This window comes from Murinocardiopsis flavida, assembly GCF_003014485.1.
GTDB classification, from domain to species: Bacteria; Actinomycetota; Actinomycetes; order Streptosporangiales; family Streptosporangiaceae; genus Murinocardiopsis; species Murinocardiopsis flavida.
The window spans coordinates 468,614-485,717 of record NZ_PYGA01000002.1; the positions used below are offsets into that span (position 1 = coordinate 468,614).

Consider the following 17,104-nt stretch of genomic DNA (forward strand, 5'->3'; position numbering starts at 1 on the left):
TCAGCAGTGGCACGCGTCATCGCCGGGCCCGGCGCAGTGCCCCGTTGCGCCCGAGGGCACGTCGAGGGTCGGGTTGCGGTCGAAGAAGCCCACCGGCTTCAGGCTGAAACCGCACGAGTCCACCGGCATGACCGGCCAGTCCTCGGTGCGGGGGAAATGGGTCAGGCCGAAGGTGTGCCACAGCACGATGTCCTGGCCGTCGATGTCGCGGTCGGCCCGGACGTAGGCGGGCAGGCCGGCCCCGCCGGGGCTCTGGTTCACGAAGTCGCCGGCCGGGTAGCGCTCCGCCGGGTCGTACCGGGTCACCCACAGGTGGTGGGTCGCGAACTCCGCCCGGCGGGCGATCGAGGAGCGCCCGTCGGCGAGCAGGGTCGGCTTGCCTTCGGGGTGCAGCGCGTAGGCGACCGGGCGGCCCAGCCGGTTGTGCACCGACGGGTTCACCACGTGCCAGGTGCGGTCGAGGTGCGGCGCAGCGGGGCGCCGGGCGCCCTGCTCGGTCCGCAGCCGCGTGGCGGACCGGGCGAACGCGTTGCCGTGCGGGTTCTCCGGACCCATGGCGACGGACGCCACCTCGACCTCGTCCACCGCGTTCTCGGTGCCGCCGACCGCCATGTCCAGGCGCGCACTGAAAAGGTGCTGGTGGAAGGGTGCCCCCAGCCCGGGCGCGACCTCCGAGTTGTAGGGGCTGGACCGCTGGTCGTACACCCCCGTGAAGACGACCCCGGTGGCCTTGGCCTCGAACGCGATCGTCCCGTCGAGGTAGAGGTACCAGTAGAAGCCGTAGTCGTAGTTGCCCACGGTCACGAAGAACGAGATGACCAGCCGCCGCTGGCGCCGGGTCTCGGCGGTGCCGTTGAACGTCTCGGTGTGCTTCCACAGCACCCCGGCGTCCTCCTCGTGCATGCAGATCGCATTGCGGAGCACCACGGGCTCGCCGTCGGCGTTGGCGACGGTCGCGTCGAGGTAGGTGATGTCGCCGAGGCAGTCGCAGCCCAGCTCGAGCGCGTTGGCGAGCGAGCCGAGCTGGTACTCGCCGGTGTCGAAGTAGCCCTGCCAGAACCGCACCGGGCTCGGGTCGCCGTAGGGCACCACCATCTCCGCGACGGACGCGCGGTGCACGATGGGCCGCACCCGGCCGCCGTCGGCGAAGCCGAGCTGGTGCAGCACGAGGCCCTCGCGCATGTCGTACCCCAGCCGCAGGCTCCAGTTCTGCCAGGTGACCACGTTGCCGTCAACCGTGAAGCTCGGCCCCTGGGGCTGGGTGATCTCGATGGGCCGCAGGTCCGTGCGCGCCGGGCCGGTGAACCCGGGGTCGTGGTAGTCGCCGGACTCCGCCGGGATCGGCTGCGCCCCGGTGTCGACCACCTCGACGACCGCCCGCTTCACCAGGTCGACGTAGGCCACGAGGCCGTCGAGGGGGTGCGCCCAGGGCAGCTCGCCCGGATGCCGCTGCACGTGGGCGAGCACCCGTGCGATGCGGCGGCCGTCCTCGCCCGGTATCCCGTGGCGGCCGGCGGAGAGGGCCGCGAGGCACACCTGCTCGGGGTCGGTGATCCCGCGGGACCGCAGCGCCGCCGTGAAGTCCGGGTCGGCGCGCAGCACCTCGCGGACCAGGGCGTGCTCCTCGCCGAGCAGCGGGAGCTGCCCTTCGGACACGGGGTCGATCGGGGTCCGCGACTCCACCCGCTCGTCGTGGAGCGCGACGATGACGTCCTCCGATGCCTCCGCGGCGAGGTCGATGAGCAGGACGCGGGCCCGGCGCTCGGGGCGCGTCCCGGGGGTGAAGGCGAGGACGGTGTCCTTGTGCGGCTCGGCCAGGCCGATGTACGCGATACGCGCCGACTCCGTGAGGACCCCCGCCGCGGTGAGGACCGCGCGGGCCGTGCCGATCTCCTCGGCGCCCAGCGGATCCAGCGGATGCGGCACCACCCCGGGCCCCAAGACCAGCGCCTCCGCCGGGTCCCCCGCGCTGTGGGGGTGGTCGTGCGGGGGGTGCTGGTGGTCGTGCGGGGACTGCCCTTGGCCATGCGGGGAGCGCCCGTCGTCGTGCGGGGGGTGCTGGTGCTGCGAGAGGTCTGCTGACATCGGCGGCATCTCCTCGGAGTCGGGCGCGGGCCCTGGGGACACAGGCGTCGCCTCGGCGCAGCGGCATGCCGCACCGTTCTGCCGGAACGTTCCGGCATAATGGTCGAGGCTAGGCTCCGGCCTCTCCGCGGTCAATATCTCCAGTGACACGAAACACAGATTTGACCCACAGCCCCACCCCATTAACACCAACGCCATCGACGTAACGGGTGCGACGGTCTTTTCACGACCCTGGTACCCCTGAGCAAAGGGGGGTGGGTTGCCGTCGCGGGCCCCCGCTGCGCGATACTCCGCGAAGCGGGCGCAGTAGGGGCATGCGCAGCACCCGGCGGCACGGAGCACCACGCCGAAGAGTCCCCGCCAGACCCGCGCCCCTGACGGCAGCGGCACCGAGCCGCCGTACCCGCGGCCCCGCGCCACGACAGTCGAGCCCTTCGGGGGAGCGCGTCCACGTGTCGCCCGGCAGCGGGGCGCACGGGGTCCGGTCTCATACGATCGGAGCGTGCGCGAATCCCGTCCGGTCACCCTCATCACCGTCGCCCGACAGGCCGGCGTCTCCAAGACGACCGCCTCCGACGCCCTCACCGGCACCGGCCGCGTCTCCCCCGCAACACGGGACCGCGTCATGCAGACCGCCACGATGCTCGGCTACGTCCCCAACAGCTCGGCGCGGCACCTGCGCCGCGCCGTCACCGGGACCATCGGCCTGCACCTGCCCGAGGTCCTCACCCGCTCCGACTACTACATGCGCTTCGTGTTCGGCGCCGTCGACCAGGCCGCGGCCCACGGGTACGACCTCACCCTCATCACCTCCGGCCACGGGTCGGTCCGGCCGCGGCTGCCGCGCGTCGACGGCATCGTGCTCGGCGACCCGCTCGGCGGCGACGCCGCCGTCGAGCACCTGATCGGCTCCGAACTGCCGATCGTCACCTGCGAGCGCTTCCCCGGCAGGGACGTCCTCGACGGGGTGGTCCGCTCAGAGCACGACGCCGCGCTGCGCGTCCTGCTCGACCACCTCCACGACGCCGGCGCCCGCCGCCCCGCACTGGTGGTGTCGAGCGGGGAGAGCGACTGGGCCGCCGACCTCGGTCGCGGCTACCGGGAATGGTGCCGCGAACACCGCGTCGAACCCCGCATCCGCACCATCACCTTCGGCTCCGGGACCGAAGCCGCCGCCCCGGCAGCGGCCGACCTCCTGTCGGCACACCCCGACACCGACGCACTGGTCTGCGGGCCCGACGGCGCCGCCGCTGCCGCCCTGCCGGTCATCCGCGCGGCGGGCCGCGAAGCAGGCCGCGACCTCCTCCTCGCCTCGTGCGTGGACAGCCCGGCCATGGCCGAGGCCGACCCGCCGATCACGGCGATCGACCTCCGGCCGCGCGAGGCCGGCGCCCGCTGCGCCGAACTGCTCTTCGAGGTCCTCAACGGCAGCGCGCCCCCAGGAACCGAGCGCATCCACCCCATCGCCCTCGTCCCCCGCGCCTCCACCCAGGGAACCCACTGACCACAGGCCCCCTGACCACCGGCCAGCGACCGCCGGACACCGGCCACTGATCGCCGACCGCCGGACACCGATCGCCGACCCACCACCTCCGCCCAGCGGACCAGTGTCCGTCCCGCGCTCTAGACGGACCAGGTACGCCGCCAGCGTCGGGGGGACCGCTCCTCGGCGACCAACCTGCCGTGCGACATCCGCCCAACCCGGTCGCAGAGGGTGCGCGCCCTACCGGGATTGCGGCTGGCGATCACAACGGTGTGCCCCCACCCTGCGAGCGACCGGAGCAGCCTGCCCAACTCGCGGACCCCGGCCGGGTCGACCCCCGCGATCGGTTCGTCCAGCAGCAGGAGTTCCGGGTCGTCGAGTAGCGCCGCGGCGATCCCGAACCGCCACGTAGCGGCCGACGGCAGCGCCCCCGCCGCCCATTCGGCCCGGTCGGACAGCCCCACGGTCTCCAGCACGGCCTCGGCCCGCGCCGGGGTCACGTCCGAAATGGGCCCTCCGGAGGCCTGAGCGGGCACGGTGTCGCGGGACTGCCCATACCCAGTGAGGGAACGCAGCACAGCCGACCCGGACCCATCCCGCGGCAGCGCGGGACACTCCACCAGGGCCGCCACCCGGTCCAACTCGCCGCGGTCGTACGGGGAGCGGCGAACCACGCGCACCTCACCCGATGTCGCCGCCAACCGGCCGGCCAGCAGCCGCAGCACCGTGCTCTTCCCCGCGCCGCGGGGCCCCACAATCCCGTAGATCTCCCCCCGGCGGACCACCAGGTCCACCCCGTCCACGGCAACCCGATCCCCGAAGTACCTGGTCAGCCCGGTCGCGGCCACCAGAACGCCAGGGCGACCGTCCACCACCGCCTGAGCTGTGCTCTCCATGCGACGAGCATCACCGGTCCGGCGCCCGTCCACATCACCCACCGAGCGACACTCGCCCTACCCACCAGAGCGCAGCCGCCTACGACCCACGCTGTACACCCCCCGCCCCACCGTCGGCGGCACGCCGCCGACCACGACAGGGCGGTCCCCGGCGCGGGTGCGCAGGACCACGTGAGGGCGGAAAACCCGTCCTGCACACCGGTTCGGATGCGCTAGAGTGGTGCCTGTTCGCAGGGGCGTAGGGCGCCTCCGACGAACACACGGGACGTGGCGCAGTTTGGTAGCGCACTTGACTGGGGGTCAAGGGGTCGTGGGTTCAAATCCCGCCGTCCCGACGCAGGTCAGAAGGGGTGTCGCCCATCGGGTGACACCCCTTCTGCTGTCCCTGGGAGCCTAGTTGGGAGCCAAGCCCACCGGATCCGGACGTAGTGACGGTGGGCGCTCCGCCGCTCGCGCGGATGTGTGGGGATCAGTAGGCGTCGAACCGGACGTCCACGGATGTGGCGCCTCGGAGGGGTGTGATCTGTTCGGCCTCGTGGCGGAGTGCCATTGTGACCCGCTCTCGCGGCGGGGCGAAGGTCGTGATGGTGATGAGCAGCTTGCGGCCGCTCTTGCGGGGGCGCCATATGCCGATGACCTCGCCGTCGGCGAGGACCGTGCCCGGTTCGCCGACCGACTTCCACACGTCGCGGTGGTACTTCTTGTCGACGATCGTCTCGCGGTCGCGCAGCTGGGTGTAGGGGTCCCGGGGCGGGAGCAGGCGCACACCCTTCGGGGCCGGTGCCGACCGCAGCGCGTCGAGATCTGAGGTGAGGACCCATGCCGTGCCGTCGAATTCGACCGGGGTCAGTTCGTCCTCGACCAGGCTCCACCAGGGGTCGGTGTCACCGGCGCGGATGCCCAGCCATGCGGCGAAGGCGCCGCGTGTCGACGGCCCGTAGCAGCGCAGGTAGCGGCGGAGCAGTTCGGCACGCGCGGACTCCGGACTGACCGCCGGGGCGGACTCCGGACTGACTGCCGGGGCGACCGCCTGGTCTACCTCCTGGCCGACTGTCGAGTTGGCGGCCGCCGTGTCGGCTGCCGGGGCGACCTCCGGGGGCGGGTGGCCCAGCCACTCTTCGATCAGGACGAATGGGGCCTTGTTCCCGGAGCGCGCCGCGAAGCAGACGACTCCCTGCAAGGTGAGGATGCGGAGGCAGAAGTGCACCACGCCCTCGCCGAGCGGCTGGCCCGCTGCGTAGGGACCTTCTTCGTCCCAGATGGCGCGTCGGCTCGGCGGCAGCGTGGGTGCGATGCGCGCGGCGATCTCCGCGCCCAGCTCATTGATGGCGAGCCGGCGCCCGGACAGCACGTCCGCGATCTCGGCGCCGGTGCGCTCGACCGCCTCCGTGAGGCTCATGCCGAGCCGGTCCACCGCCGGACCCACGCCGAGAACGAAGTGGCGCCGCGCCTCCTCGGTCGGCGGCAGCACGCCGGTGGTGAACACCGGTGTGTCGGCGACCGGGAAGAAGTACGGCGAGCCGCGCATGCACCAGGTCTGGAGCAGACTCTTCTCCTCGGCGACCGCTTCGGCCATGCGCTCCTGCGTGAGGCCGTCCACTCGGGCGTGCAGCGCGAGCAGCGCCGACCCCGGCGGAGTGTTCTGGATGCCGCACAGCCCGGCCGCCTCGACCAGTCCGTCGCCGCTCAGCTGCTCGGCGAGGCGGTGGGCGCCCAGCCGGAACGCGGTCACGTCGCGCTTGGAAACCTTGTCGGCCACCGGCCGACATTATCGCGGCCCGCCGACCGACCCGCGTGAGACGCTCCGTCAGCCCGCCAGCCCGTCAGCCCGTCAGCCCGTCAGCCCGTCAGCCCGCGGCCAGGGTGTTCTCGCGCTCACGGCGGCGGATCACGGCTCCGCGGTCTCCTCGAAGGTCATGCGCTCGCCCAGCACCGGAACAGCGCTGAGAAGCTCCCGGGTGTAGGGGGCCGAAGGGTTGTCCAACAGCGACTCCGTGGGCCCCGAGTCGACGATGCCGCCGTCGCGCATGACGTGTATCGCGTCGCTGATGTAGCGGACGACCGCCAGGTTGTGCGAGATGAAGACGATCGAGAGCCCCAGCGCCTGCAGGAGCTCGCGCAGGAGGTTCAGGACGGTGCTCTGCACGGAGACGTCGAGTGCGGACGTCACCTCATCGGCGATCAGCACGTCCGGTTCGCCGGCCAGGGCCCGTGCGATGGTGATGCGCTGGCGTTGGCCTCCGGAGAACGCGCTGGGCAGGGCGCCTGCGCGGTCCGGGTCCAGGTGCACCTGCTCGAGCAGCTCGCGTACGCGGCTGCGCCGTTGCGCGCGGGTCCACGTGCGCCCCGTGGCCAGAGTGGCCTCGGCGATCGACGCACCGACGGGCATCCGGGGGTCGAGGGCGGAGTACGGGTCCTGGAAGATCAACTGCATGCGGCGGCGGGCGGCGCGGGCCCGCCCGCCCCGCCCCACAGCGCTGACGCCGTTGACCCGGATGTCACCTGAGCTGATCGGAGCCAGGCCCACGGCGGCATTGGCGATCGAGGACTTTCCGGAACCCGATTCACCCACCAGGCCGATGGTGCGCCCGCGTTCGAGGCGCAATGACACGTCCGAGACCACGGGTCGCGCACCGTACCGGATACTCAGATTCTCGATCTCCAGAGCCGTCACAGTGAAGTCTCCTCTCACGTCGCCGAAGGGCGGGATCGGGTGCCGGTGTCCCCGGCGGGGACCTTCGCGACCGCGCCGCCCTGCACCGCCTCGTCCGGCGGTGCCACGGCAGACAGCGGGGCATCGATCACCGGAAGCGGTCGATCGCGGTCGGAACGCATATCGGGCAGGCAGGCGATGAGCCCCTTGGTGTGGGGATGCCCGGCCTCCTCGCGGATCCGCCGGGCATCGAGTTCCTCGACCACCGCGCCGTCCTTCATCACCACCACCCGGTCGCAGAACCCGGAGACCAGGGCGATGTCATGGGAGATGAGGACGATGGCGGCACCCGTGGCCTGCTGGGCCTGGTGCAGCACGCCGAGCACCTGCTTCTGCACGGTGACGTCCAGGGCCGTGGTGGGCTCGTCGGCGATGATCAGGCGGGGGTTGCCCGTGAGCGCCATGCCGATCATGGCGCGCTGGCGCATCCCCCCGGAGAACTGGTGCGGGTAGTCCCGCAACCGGTCGCCGGGGTCGGGGATCCCGACGGCGCGGAGCCGGGCCGCCGCGCGTTCCCGCGCCTCGCCGCGGTTCATGCCCAGGTGCGTCCGGGACACCTCGGTCAATTGGCGTCCGATCGTCAGCGCGGGGTTCAACGAGGTCAGCGGATCCTGGAAGACGATGCCCAGTTCGGTCCCCAGTCGCTTGCCCTCCCCGCGCGCCAGAGGTGTGTTCAGGTCGATGTCGTCGAACCGGCGGGTCGCCGACCGAACGACCGCCGACGCGTCCGACAGGTCGGCCAGCGCCATCGCGGTCAGGGACTTCCCGGAGCCGGACTCGCCCACGATGCCGACGATCTCCCCGGGCCGCACGGAGAGGCTGACCCCGTGGACACGCTCCACGAGTCCGCCCTCGCCGTCGGGGAACGCGATCCGCAGGTCGGTGACCTCCGCCAGCGCGGTTCCCGCGCCCTGTGGAACCGCCCCGTCCGGGGCGGCGGCGTCCTCGGCCCGTGCCGCCCGCCCGGGCCCGGTCGGCGCCATGGACGCCCGGCCGGCCGCCGTCACGCTGCGCACTCCCTGCCCCGCCTGGTCGGCGAGTGCTTCGGCGACCAGGGTGAAGACCAGTCCGGCGAAGACGATGGTGATCCCCGGGCCGATGGCGCCCATGGGGTTGGTGTAGATGCTCCCGATCCCCTCGTTGAGGAGGCGCCCCCAGTCGTATTCGGGCGCCTGGACCCCCAGGTCGAGGAAGGAGAGCCCCGCGAAGGCGAGCAGGGTGACGCTCGCGGACGCGGCCGCCTGGACGAGCAGCGGATTGGCGATGTTCGGCAGGATGTGGCGGAAGAGGACGCCGAAGGGCCCCACCCCGACCACGCGCGCCGCACGGACGTAGTCCTGCCCGGAGACCGACGCGGCCAGGTTGTAGACGAGCCTGGTGAGGTTGGGGATGCCGGCCAGGCCGATGGCGAGCATCGCCCCGGTCGCGGTGGCGCCCCAGATGACGGTGCAGAACAGGACCAGCAGCAGCCAGGGGAACGCCAGCAGCATGTCCATGACCCAGACGAGGGCCCTGCGCGGGTACTTCGGCAGGACGGCCGCCGTCAGGCCGACGAGCACGCCGCCCAGGACGCCGATGGCGGTGGCCCCCGCCGTCAGCAGCAGCGAGAGCCGGGCGGCGACCATGACGCGGGCGAAGATGTCGCGCCCCAGGTCGTCGGTGCCGAAGAGGTGCTCGGCCCCCGCGGGTGCCAGCCGGTCGACGATGGCGGGCTCGGTTGCGGCCCCTCCCCACGTTCCGGGGCCGGCGAGGGCGGCGGACAGCAGGACGGCCGTGCCGAGAACAGCGGCGATGCCTGCGGGACTGACGAGCTTGCGCATGTGATCACCCCTCCGAGATCGACGTACGCGGATCGATGGTGATCAGGATGAGGTCCACGATGAGGTTCACGGCCAGCACCATCAGCGCGAAGACGAGGACGACCCCTTGGATCATCGGGTAGTCCTTGGTCTGCACGGCCGAGATCAGCGTGTTCCCCATACCGGGGATGGCGAAGACCGTCTCGATGACCACGGTTCCGGCGGTGAGCCCGGAGAGCAGCAGGCCCCCGACGGTCAACGTCGCGGTGACGATGTTCGGCAGCGCGTGCCGGAAGAGGACGATCCGCTGAGGCAGTCGCTTGGCCCGCGCGGTGGTCATGTAGGTGGAGTCGAGGACCTTGATCATCTCCACCTGGACGATCCGGGCGAGGTAGGCCATCGGCCCCAGCGACAGGCCGAGTACCGGCAGCACCGAGGAACGGAGATCACCCCAACCCGCGGGCGAGAAGAGCCCCAGCCACACGCTGAAGACCGCGATGAGACCGACGGAGAGCAGGAAGTCGGGCACGGCGATGAGCACCCCGAGTCCGCCGGAGACGACCGGGTTGGCGGACCTCCCCCTTGCGGTGCGGGCGAGGAGCGCGGCCCCCATGCCTATGGGCAGGGCCCCGGCGATCGCCACGAGGAAGCCGAGCGATGCCAGGGTCAGGGTCGTGGGGAACCGGGCGGCGATCACCTCGGCGACGTCCTGGCGGGTCTGGATGGAGGTCCCCAGGTCGCCTTGGAGCAGGCCGGCGACGTAGTCGGCGAACTGCCGGGTGACGGGCTCGTCGAGTCCGAGGTCCGCCCGCGTGTTCTCCACCAGCCCCACCGGCGCGGTGGGCCCGAGGGCCGCGCGTACCGGGTCCCCGGGCACCAGGTGGATCACGAGGAAACTGGCCACGACGACGATCAGCAGGGAGGCGACCAGGCGTCCGGTCCTGCGGATGGCGAAGGAGGCGCGCGGAGAGAGCCGGTCGGTGAACCGTGCGGAGGCGGGCGCGGGCTCGGCGGGGCGGACCGGTCCTGGTGCGGTTGCCATGGGGGCTACTCGGTCATCCGGATGGAGGGCGCCTGGATGTAGGAGGTCTCCTCGAACACCGCACCGTTCATGAAGGTGGGGAGCACGGTTCCGGCCAGGGGGAAGGTGTGGAACTCCTCCACCAGCAGCCGCTCGGCGTCCTCCCAGTGCCCGCATGCCTCGTCGGGAGCGGCGCTGAACGCCCGTTCGGCGATCTCGTCGTACTCGTCGCTGCTGGTCGCCATGAAGTTCAGGCCGTCCTTGTCGGGGGTGGCGCCGCCGTAGAAGGCGTGCTGGATGGTGGGGCCGCCTGAGGAGATCTGGATCCAGCCGGTGTCCCAGTCGAAGGTCTCGTAGAGGTGCTCGGACCACGCGGCACCGTCCATGGCCTCGAGGTCCGTCTCGACACCGATCTCCAGCCAGTACTCGCGGAGCAGCTCCGCGGCGGGGGCGTGCGTCGCACTGGCGGCGTCGTAGGCGAAGGCGATCTCCAGCTTCTCGCCGTCGCGGTGGCGGCGGCCGTCGGCGCCGAGTTTCCAGCCCGCCTCGTCGAGCAGCGCACCGGCCCGCTTCGGGTCGTGCTCCGGGGTGTCCCAGAGCGGGCCGTTCTCGGGAACACACAGGTAGGGGGATTCCGTGATGAGGGATTCGAGTTCGACCGGGTGCCCGCCGGTGACCACCTCGGCGGCCTCCTTGTGGTCGAACCCGGTCACCAGTGCCTCGCGTACCAGCGGATCGTGGGTGGGGCGTTCGTCCCGCTCGTTGAAGAGCATCTGGCCGATGGGGTTGGTGACGCCCGTGAAGTCGTACCCCGCGTCCTCGACGCGGGCCCGGTCGGTACCGGAGATCCGTGCCGCGTTGAGCTCGCCGGAGATCAGCAGGTTCGCGCGGGTGGACTCGTCGGTGACGACCCGGACCTCCATGCCGTCGGGGACGCCCTTCGTCTTCGAGGTCAGCCCGCCCGGCCCCCAGTCGTAGTCCTTCCGCGTGGTGTAGACGAAGGCGTCGGGGCGCGTCTCGGTGAGCTCGTAGAGGCCGGTGCCGTTCGAGGCGCCCTGGAGGCTGTCCGGGTCCTCGAGTCCGGCCGCGCAGACCATCTCCACTGTGCCGATCTTGCTCAGCAGGAAGGGGTCTGTGCCCGGGGCGGTGACCTCCAGGGTGCGCCCGTCGCCCGTCGCCTTCAGGCCCGCCGGGACCAGTGAGTCCGTGTGGACGGAGGTGTTGTCCGGATCCGCGTGGTAGTTCAGGTTCGCGGCAGCGGCCTCAGCGGTGAAGTCCGTGCCGTCGTGGCAGGTCACGCCCTCCTTCAGCGTGAAGGTGACGGAGGTGCCGTCGTCGCCCTCCTCCCACGATTCGGCCAGCCAGGGCTCGGATTCCCCCTTCTCGTCGGAATAGATCAGGGATTCATAGGCATAGACCATGACCTGGCGTTCCTGGGGTTGGCTGCCGGTCATGGGGATGGTGTTGTTCACCTCGCCGTTCACGGCGGTGACGAAGGTCCCCCCGGAGACGAGTTCCGGATCGTCGCCGCCGCCTCCGGCCCCGCCGCAGGCGGTGAGGCCGAGGACGCCGACGCTCACCAGCGCGGCGGATCGGGTGATGATGCTGGTACACATGATCGGTGCCTTCTCTGCACGTATTCCAATGGCGCGATTCCAACGGGCGGATGGTGCGGTTCAGCGGATTCCTATGGGTTCGCGGCCGGCGTCGTTGTCCTGGAACCGAGTCTGGCCAGCGGCCCGGCGGCCTTGGCCGACACCCGGATGGTGTGCTGGGTGCTGTAGGAGACGGGGCTCTCGATGATGTCGATCACCGCCACCTTCAGCGGGTCCGCGCCCGCCTCGATGGCGCGTTCGACGGCCGCCCGAGAGGCCTTGGCCACGGCCTTGTCGCGCTCCTCGAAGGTCCCGATCTGCTGTGCCCGGCCGCCGACCAGCGACATGGCGGCTCCGACGGCGTTGGCCACGTCCCCGTGTTCGGGACGCAGGACGGTTCCGGCCCCGGGGAGGTCGTCGGGGACCAGGAACCCGCCGCCGCCGACGACCACGAGCGGCAGGTCCTGCTTTCCGTGCGAGAGCCGCTCCACGGAGTCCTGGAGCCACTCGTGGGCACGCACCAGCGCCGACTCCAGGGCGCGGCCCATGTCCCGCTCGACGGTGAGGCTCCACTCGGCGGAAGCGCCGCCGGCCCGTCCGGTGTGGACGGCCGCGTCGGTGAGCGTGGCGGTCGCGCCGCCGAAGGTGAGCGCGGCCGTGTGCAGCCGGTGGCCGACGGAGTCGGGACCGAGCCGCCCGGTCGAGGGATCCACGCGGGTGCCGCCGCCGACACCGATGCTGAGGATGTCCGGCATGCGGAAGTTGGTGCGCACTCCCCCGATCTCGCGCGGCAGCGTCGACTCGCGCGGGAACCCGCCGACGACCACGCCCAGGTCGCTGGTCGTGCCGCCGACGTCGACGACGATGGCGTTCTCGGCGCCGGAGAGGTAGGCCGCCCCGCGGATGGAGTTCGCCGGCCCGGAACCGATGGTCAGCACCGGGTAGCGCACCGCGAAGTCCAGTGCCATGAGCGTGCCGTCGTTCTGCGCGAAGTACACGGAGGCGTCGGTGAGCCCCTCTTCCGCCACCACCGTCAGCAGCGCGTCGGTGACCTTTCGGGCGATCCCGTAGAGCGCCGCGTTGAGCACGGTGGCGTTCTCGCGTTCGAGCAGGCCGATGGCGCCGATGTCCTGGCTGAGGGAGACGGGGACGTCCCGGCCGAGTTCGGCGTGGGCGATCTCCTTGACGCGCGTTTCCTGCTCCGGAAAGGAGGTGCTGAAGATCCCGCAGACGGCGACGGCGTCGACCGGTCCGTCGATGCCGCCGAGGAACTCCCTGACGGCATCGGGGTCGAGCGGGGAGATCGGCATCCCGTCCACCATGTGACCGCCGGGAAGCACGGCCGATCCCGCCAGGACAGCGGCCTTGAGCTCCTCCGGCCATCCGGTCAGCGGTGGAAAGCCGGTGGCGGCCGGTGCGCCGAGGCGGATGACGGCGACACGGCCCAGGTCCCGGCGGCCCACGATGGCGTTGGTGGCGTGGGTGGTGCCCAGCATGACGCGGGCGACCTCGTGCCTGCGTTCTCCCAGGCACTCCAGCACGGCGGCGATCGCCGCACGGATACCGCCGGTGACGTCGTCGTCGGTCGGCTGCTTGGTGCACGCGATCACGGCGTTGGACGAATCCAGTACAACGGCGTCCGTATTGGTCCCGCCGACGTCCACCCCGAGGCGGAGGTCGCCCTGGACGGGGCGCGGGGTTCCGGGGTCCACCGTGCCGCCGCTCACTGGACCGCCCCCGCGGTGCCCGGCTCGCTGCCGCGCTCTGCCGATGCCCATCGGGGGTCTCCGGCGTCGAACGGCACGTAGTCGATGTCGTAGCCGAAGGCCCGCGGGCCGGCGATGTCGAGTCCGCGCTCCGTACGCCAGAGCGGGTCGCAGGACCATGCCAGTACCGAGACCCGCTGGCCGAAGCGCAGGAGCTCCGTTGAGATCGCGTGGCCGGTCTCGCTGTCCACCAGTGTGATCAGGTCGGGCACGCTGACCAGGACCTCGCCGTCCGCCAGCACGATGAGGTTCTCGTTCTGGAGCTCCACTCTGAGCAGCCGGTCCCGGTCCGTTCCGGTACCGGCGATCGTGACCGAACCGCGGACGAACCCCCCTTCGGTGCGGCGCGCGACGTCGATGATCTTCCCGCTGATCAGGACCGCGGCGCCCAGGGTCTCGGCCAGTGCGGGTACCGGCTCCGCCGCGTCGAGCACGGCGTGGCCGACCTCGATGGCACGGCCGACCGTTCCCTCGATGACGGCCCCGGGGACGTCCTCCGCGTAGAGCGGGGAGGCGCCGAGGCACAGCGAGCCGCTGGCGACGGAGAAGGCCCGGACGTGGCGCTCCAGCCAGGTGGCGTCGATGGTCCGCATCACGGTCACGTTGCCGACCACGTCCGAGAGCACCGTGAGCCGGCGCGGCACCCCGGCCACGTTCATGGCCACCATCGTGGCTTCGGGGAACGCCCGGCCCATGCCGTCGGCGTCCAGCACGTCGAGGCCCAGTTGGGCGGCCCAGCCGACCGGGCCCACACCATTGGTGCCGCCGATCTCCGTTGCCATCACCGCTGTGGCCCGCCGGCCCGCGGCCCGCTCGGTCTCCCGCAGCAGGGTCTCGGGCTGCGCTGCCGAGGGGAGCATCTCGATCCCCACGGTCGGGGCCCCGATTCCCGACATCACGATGACCATGTCCTGCCCGGTCAGTTCCGCGACCGTGCGGAGCCGTACGGGGCCGTGCTTGCGCAGCGCGTCCGCGGTGCCGAATCGGGACGTGGTGACGGCACCACCGCCGCCGGTTCCGAAGATGGCGGCACCGGCAGCGAGGGCCGCGACATCGTCGGAGGTTATCTCTCTCGTCATATTTCGAGCCTTAGGCAGACGCAGGCCAAAGACAATGTTGTGAGGAAACATGGAACCTGAGTAATTTGTTCTCATGGCACATATCGGCATTGAGCGCGTTCTTCGGCAGGCGTCGCGGCTGGGAATTCACCCCGTCGCGGGTCCGCGAACGGGCGGCACGATTTCCCGAGTGGAGATCGCCGATATCGGTTCCATCGACGCTCTTCCGGCCGGGACACTGGTGATCGCCGACGTATCCGAGCCGCCTTCGGCCTACCGCTTGGACATCGCGATCCGGCAGGCCAGTGCCCGGCAGTTGGGCGGGCTCGTCTTCCCCGCGGCCCTGCTGCCCGCCCTGACCTCTCAGAACCTCGCGTCGCGCGGCGGGGTCCCCGTGCTCCAGGCGCCCGGCCGGAGTGCGTCCGACCTGGCCGTGGCGATCGACCGCATGGTCAACAGCCAGGCGGCCGACGTCCTGGCTCGGGCGCGCTTCGCGATGGAGCGGGTGCGTGCGGCCGCCGCGGGCACGTCGGAGAACCCGCTGGACACGGTGCTCGCCGCAGCGGGCGAGGCACTCGGCGGGAGGGTCGAGCTGACGACGGACCCGCAGGTCGACTGGGCCGCCGACAGCGCCGTGTTCATCGGCGAGGTACCGCGCGGCAGGCTGGTCTTCGAGCCCGCCGGACAGGACGGCTGCGCGGGCGACGATGCCGCCGGGCTCGCCCTGCCCGGGATCGCCTCCGTGGTCTCCAAGGTGCTGCTCAGGGAGGTGCAGCACCGGTTCGCCCCCCGGCGGACGTCGGCGGAGCTCATCGCCCAGCTGGTGGTGGCCGAATCCGCCCGGGTGGAGTCGCTGGCCGACCAGGCCTATCGGCTCGGTTTCCCGCTCCAGCTCTCGCATGTGGTGGCCTGGGTGGAGTTCACCGATCCCGGCGATACGAGCCGCCATCCACCGCGCGCCATGCAATCGGCGCTCGAACTCTACGCCCTGGAGCTCTTCGAGAGCCGCGAGGAGCTCTGGCATATCGCCTTCATCCACGACGACGCGCTCCTCGTCTCCTCGGAGAGCCCCGGCAACGGCGACCACCAGCGCAGACTCCGCGAGGTCGCCGCAGGAATCGCCGACCACGCCCAGGTCCTGACCGGTGGCCGCTGGGAGTCGACCGTCGGCCTGGGGACCCCGCAGATGGGTGCGGCCGGACTGCGGCAGTCGGCGGCGGAGGCCAGGATCGCCGCCGAGACGGCCATCGCCTCCGGCAGGATCGGCCGCATCGAGGCCACCGACGCCACCGGCCTGAAACGCGTCCTCCTGGACTTCTACGCCTCCCCCATCAGCCGCGAACTGCTGGAGGACCTGCTGCATCCGCTCGATTCCCTCGATCCGCGAAAGACCGAGACGGCCGTCAGGACGCTGTTGGCGTATCTGAGCCATCGGAACTCGCCCGCGAAGGCAGCCCGGGAGCTGCTGCTGCATCCCAACGCGGTCAGCTACCGGATGCGGAAGATCACGAAGGCCCTCCAACTGGATCTCGACGATCCCGACACCCGGTTCGCCGTCGAGCTCGCCTGCCGCGTTCGGCTGCTCGGCGCGAAGACGCACTAGCCGCCGGAATGGAACACCGCTCTCCGTTTAAAGGGCGCCCGGCGGCCGTGTCGCCCTGGCACAGAATGGCCCGAATTCCTGTGTTCATCGCATAATCGATCGCACATTGGCGGACCGTAGGCTGGGCCCACCCGAACAGACCCGAGGAATCCATGCCCTACGCCCCCTCCGCCAAGAGCAGGATCTACTACGAGACATTCGGCGGTTCCGACGGCATGCCGCTGGTGCTCATCGAGGGTGGATTCACCCAGATGGTGGGCTGGGCACCGGAGTTCATCGAACAGCTCACCGAGGCCGGATTCCTCGTCGTCGCCTTCGACAACCGGGACTCGGGTCTCTCGACGCACTTCGGCGGGCCGGACGACCTCGACGGCGGCTACGGGATCGAGGACCTCGCCGACGACGTCACCGCCGTCCTCGACCACGCCGCCATCGCCTCGGCACATGTCGCCGGCCGCTCGATGGGCGGGATGATCGCGCAGATGCTGGCGATCCGGTCCCCGGAGCGGGTCCGCAGCCTTGGCCTGTTCTACTCGATCCCGGGCCGCGACAAGCGCTACATCCTGCACGGGGACCGCGAGGAGCTGGACTCGCCCCAGCGCCGATTCCCGCTCGGCGAACTGCTGGAGAACGCCTTGGCGGCGCACCGGGCGTTCATGCCCCATGGCGACGCCTGGGGCGAGAGCAGGTGGTACGAGGATGAGACGCGGCGCTACATCACTCGGGCCTATGAACGGCGCTACTCCCCGGACGGCGCCCCGCGCCAGTGGCGCGCCCTGAAGCGGGCGCCCGAACGCCTTGAGCGGCTGAAGGCCGTCGACGTTCCCACAGCGGTGATCCACGGGCGCGCGGACCATGTGCTCCACTGGTGCGCCGCCGTGGACATCGCCGCGGCCATGCCCGCCTCAGAGCTGCATGTGTACCCGGGGATGGGGCACTTCTTCCCGCCGGCCCTCATCCCGGACTTCGTGCGGATCCTGCTGCGGACGGCCCGACAGGCCGAGCGCCGGCCGGGTCACGCCCGCCACTCCGCCTCTTCGGCCGGCCGGTAGCGGGGCCGCCCCGGCGCCCCCGAACCCGTACCC

Annotated in this window: 12 protein-coding genes and 1 tRNA gene; 4 read left to right on the plus strand and 9 right to left on the minus strand. The window is 71.4% G+C overall.

What is annotated here, in order from left to right; translation table 11 throughout:
* Positions 1 to 2,085, minus strand: a complete 2,085-nt coding sequence (locus CLV63_RS04860) for a primary-amine oxidase (RefSeq protein ID WP_106581636.1) — start codon at positions 2,083 to 2,085, stop codon at positions 1 to 3.
* 502 nt (positions 2,086 to 2,587) lie between these two features.
* Between CLV63_RS04860 and CLV63_RS04865 the strand changes: the two genes are divergently transcribed.
* Positions 2,588 to 3,589, plus strand: a complete 1,002-nt coding sequence (locus CLV63_RS04865) for a LacI family DNA-binding transcriptional regulator (protein ID WP_211301152.1) — start codon at positions 2,588 to 2,590, stop codon at positions 3,587 to 3,589.
* A gap of 119 nt (positions 3,590 to 3,708) precedes the next feature.
* On the opposite strand, the gene CLV63_RS04870 is transcribed toward CLV63_RS04865, so the two are convergent.
* Positions 3,709 to 4,464 (minus strand): ATP-binding cassette domain-containing protein, encoded by a 756-nt coding sequence (locus CLV63_RS04870; protein ID WP_106581637.1) that lies wholly within the window; start codon positions 4,462 to 4,464, stop codon positions 3,709 to 3,711.
* A 261-nt stretch (positions 4,465 to 4,725) separates the two neighbouring features.
* Between CLV63_RS04870 and CLV63_RS04875 the strand changes: the two genes are divergently transcribed.
* Positions 4,726 to 4,799, plus strand: a tRNA-Pro gene (locus tag CLV63_RS04875).
* 134 nt (positions 4,800 to 4,933) lie between these two features.
* On the opposite strand, the gene CLV63_RS04880 is transcribed toward CLV63_RS04875, so the two are convergent.
* From CLV63_RS04880 to CLV63_RS04910, 7 genes are all read right to left on the minus strand, one after another.
* The gene (locus tag CLV63_RS04880) at positions 4,934 to 6,223 is read right to left on the minus strand and encodes a winged helix DNA-binding domain-containing protein (RefSeq protein WP_106581638.1); all 1,290 of its coding nucleotides are present in this window, start codon (positions 6,221 to 6,223) and stop codon (positions 4,934 to 4,936) included.
* 129 nt (positions 6,224 to 6,352) lie between these two features.
* On the minus strand, positions 6,353 to 7,138 hold the full coding sequence (locus tag CLV63_RS04885; RefSeq protein WP_106581639.1) for an ABC transporter ATP-binding protein: 786 nt from the start codon (positions 7,136 to 7,138) through the stop codon (positions 6,353 to 6,355).
* A 14-nt stretch (positions 7,139 to 7,152) separates the two neighbouring features.
* Positions 7,153 to 8,997: a dipeptide/oligopeptide/nickel ABC transporter permease/ATP-binding protein gene (locus tag CLV63_RS04890; protein ID WP_106581640.1), complete on the minus strand. Its 1,845-nt coding sequence runs from the start codon at positions 8,995 to 8,997 to the stop codon at positions 7,153 to 7,155.
* A 4-nt stretch (positions 8,998 to 9,001) separates the two neighbouring features.
* On the minus strand, positions 9,002 to 10,018 hold the full coding sequence (locus CLV63_RS04895; RefSeq protein ID WP_106581641.1) for an ABC transporter permease: 1,017 nt from the start codon (positions 10,016 to 10,018) through the stop codon (positions 9,002 to 9,004).
* A gap of 5 nt (positions 10,019 to 10,023) precedes the next feature.
* Complete coding sequence (locus CLV63_RS04900; protein ID WP_106581642.1) at positions 10,024 to 11,613, minus strand: ABC transporter substrate-binding protein; 1,590 nt, start codon at positions 11,611 to 11,613, stop codon at positions 10,024 to 10,026.
* 71 nt (positions 11,614 to 11,684) lie between these two features.
* The gene (locus tag CLV63_RS04905; protein WP_245928580.1) at positions 11,685 to 13,319 is read right to left on the minus strand and encodes a hydantoinase/oxoprolinase family protein; all 1,635 of its coding nucleotides are present in this window, start codon (positions 13,317 to 13,319) and stop codon (positions 11,685 to 11,687) included.
* Positions 13,316 to 14,437 (minus strand): DUF917 domain-containing protein, encoded by a 1,122-nt coding sequence (locus CLV63_RS04910; protein ID WP_106581644.1) that lies wholly within the window; start codon positions 14,435 to 14,437, stop codon positions 13,316 to 13,318. Before CLV63_RS04910 ends, CLV63_RS04905 begins: the two co-directional genes overlap by 4 nt.
* A 169-nt stretch (positions 14,438 to 14,606) precedes the next feature.
* On the opposite strand from CLV63_RS04910, the gene CLV63_RS04915 reads away from it, so the two are divergent.
* Positions 14,607 to 16,019, plus strand: coding sequence for a PucR family transcriptional regulator (locus tag CLV63_RS04915; RefSeq protein WP_106581645.1), 1,413 nt, complete (start codon positions 14,607 to 14,609; stop codon positions 16,017 to 16,019).
* Between the two features lie 152 nt (positions 16,020 to 16,171).
* A complete protein-coding gene (locus CLV63_RS04920; protein WP_106581646.1) occupies positions 16,172 to 17,071 on the plus strand; it encodes an alpha/beta fold hydrolase in 900 nt (299 codons plus the stop codon).
* The last annotated feature ends 33 nt before the right edge of the window (positions 17,072 to 17,104 follow it).